The 2,800-nt window shown below is 42.5% G+C and carries 1 protein-coding gene; it reads right to left on the bottom strand.

Annotated features, from left to right (window positions below):
• Window positions 1-2,800 (bottom strand): hypothetical protein (locus tag VN105_RS06255; RefSeq protein WP_325638998.1); only part of this gene is annotated, 2,800 nt, incomplete at both ends.

Below are 2,800 nucleotides of genomic sequence, written 5' to 3' on the forward strand. Positions count from 1 at the left end.
GTTGTCATTTTTGGTCACCGCGGCAGATACCTGTAATAAGTTGGTAGACTGGCTTATAGCAAATGCAGGTGAAGCATTGGTACATCCTGTAAAAGCACCTCCTACTTCTGTAAATAAAATATAATAGTTTCCAGGAGGCAATGTGCCAAAATTATTTACTGTAACAGGTCCTCCGGAAAGTCCTGTAGAACTGCCAGTTATTCCTGTACTTGTATTGGACTGCGCATTGAAAATTTCATAATTTACCTGAGTTGCTCCGGTATCATAATTGCTGAACGTGAATGAAACATTTCCGTTGGCGCTTCCTGTACATGAAACATTGCTTACAACGTCAAGTGTTGCCGTCAGGTTAGAAGGCGAATCAATAGGAAGGTTGGCCGATTTGAAATAGTAACATTGTGTCACTACATCATAAACCACAAACGTATAGGTTACTCCGGGAGTTAATCCCGTGAAAGTTGTTGTTTCTGGGGTTCCAGGGTCAGCAGGCTGATAATTGTTGGAGTAAGGAATAGTATTGTATTCTAAAATTGCAAACTGGAAGTTACCGCTACTTACGGCAGAAGTTACTGTAATTTTAGCGGTTCCACCGTTCAAACAGTCTGTTGTCACGGCTGATACGTCTATTACTAAGTCATCTGGTGGTGAAGCAATAATGATATTGTTCCTGACAACCGAACAGCCATTGGCGTCGATTACATCAACCTGATAGATACCGAAAGCCAGAATTTGGAAAGAATGGTCTTCTCCTGCCGTAGCATTATAACTATCAGAATAGCCAAAGTTATTGCTTACATGATAGGTGAAAGGTCCGGTTCCTCCGGTTAAATTCCGAACGATAATCTCCCCATAGGATGTTCCTCCCGGATTATTACAAGTAATGTCAACAGTTGAAACATTGTATGTAATAGCGTCTGGTTGTGTTAAGGTAATCGTTTCGGTATCGGTACATGAATTACTGTCGGTAATGGTAATCGTATAATTTCCTGCAGGCAAACCTGAAGTTTGTGAGCCAAAGTTTGTACCTGTAGTCGTATTTACTACAGAAATAGCTATTGGTGCTACTCCGGCGGTATTGTCTATGGCTACAGCAATCGCTCCACTATTATCGCCATTACACAGAATGTTTTGTGTTTGGGTTACTGAAAGTATGGAAGGATTTGACAGCGGTGCTATTGTTGCCATGTTTGTACGTACGACACAGCCAATGTTGTCTGTAATCTGGAACTGATATGTTCCCGGTGTAGCTGTAGTATAATTTATTACCGACCCAACAACCGGAGTAATGGCTCCGTATGCTCCTCCGTTAACAGATGTCTGATAAGAATAAGGAGCTTGTCCGCCGTTGATGGTGATGTCTATTTCTGCATCTGGGCTGCTTGTACAATCCAGACCTTTATCCAATATTGAAACGGTTGTAAGTTGCTGGTTTATCGTTTGCGTAACAGTATCGGTACAACCGTTTGCATCTGTTACTTCAATAGTATAGGTTCCCGGCGTCAGATTGGCAAATGTACCCGATGACTGATTGCCTCCCCCGTTTATCGTATAGGAAAAAGGCGCTAATCCCCCGGTTACGGCTACGCTTATGGAAGCACTGTTTGTTGTGTTATAACATAAGTTTGAAGACGCGTTTACAGAAAGTACAGGAGGTGTTGCCACATTTATAGTGAATGTTTCTGTCTTCATACAGTTCATTGAGTCAACTATATAAACCACGCCAGTGCCAGGTGATGTAAGGTTGTTGAAAACCGGACTTGATTGATAGCCAATTACTCCGTCAGGTCCTACGAGCATGTACTGGTAGCTGCCCCAGCCGCCTGTTGCTGTAACAGTTACACTTCCGGTTCCTGTACAGGTAATTGGGCTTATGGTAAGTGTGGCGTCAAGCGCAGATGGCGGACCGTTGATTATCTGAGTTGCCGTAGCGGTACAATTAGTAGTGTTGTCGGTTACTGTAATTGTGTAAGTTTCAGGAGGAAGCGTACCTCCTGTTGAAATGTTATCTGCTGAAACATTGGTTCCGGAGAAAATAATTGTGCCTGAACTATTCCTGATGACATAGTTATATGTTGTTGTATATCCGCTTACAATATAATTCACAAAACCATTAGCTGTTGCAGGGTCAAAACAGATTGGATTTCCTTTTCCCACGATATTTACAGCAATAGGCGTCACCTGATTGATTGTGTAATTTCTGGTAAAAGAACATCCGTTAGCATCCGTTACCTTAAAAGTATAAGTTCCTGGAGCCAGCCCTGAAAATACAGCATTATTTCCATTGTTTGCTATTGCAGCCGCTGGTGCCGTGATTTCATAAACAAATGGTCCTGTTCCGCCAGTTACTGTAAGAGTTACGTTGGAGGTCAAAGCAGGGCACGTTGGTGCTGTTGCCGCAAATTGGATATTTGTAGGAGGCGACAACGGACTGATTGTAATTGCGTTTGTTCTGAATGTACAGCCATTAGCATCTCTGACGGTAACAGTATAGGTTCCCGCTGTTAATCCGCTAAATGAAGTTGCAGTACCAAAATTAATTCCGTCAATGCTGTATTGATAAGGAGCTGTTCCGCCGGTTACACTTCCGGTAGTAATGCTTATGGTTGCACCATTAGTGATACAGTTGTAAGGCTGTGTTTGGGTTACATTTCCGGTAAGTGGTTCCGGTTGTGTCAATGTGAAATCAGTAGGGAATTCGCAGTTAAAAGTGGTATTTTCCTGAACAAAATAAGCTGTATAATTTCCGGGTGCCAGTCCGTTAAAAACACCGGATGTACTGGTCGCGACTTCAAATCCTAAA

The sequence above is a fragment of the Chitinophaga sp. genome (genome assembly GCF_035564935.1).
Lineage (GTDB): Bacteria > Bacteroidota > Bacteroidia > Chitinophagales > Chitinophagaceae > Chitinophaga.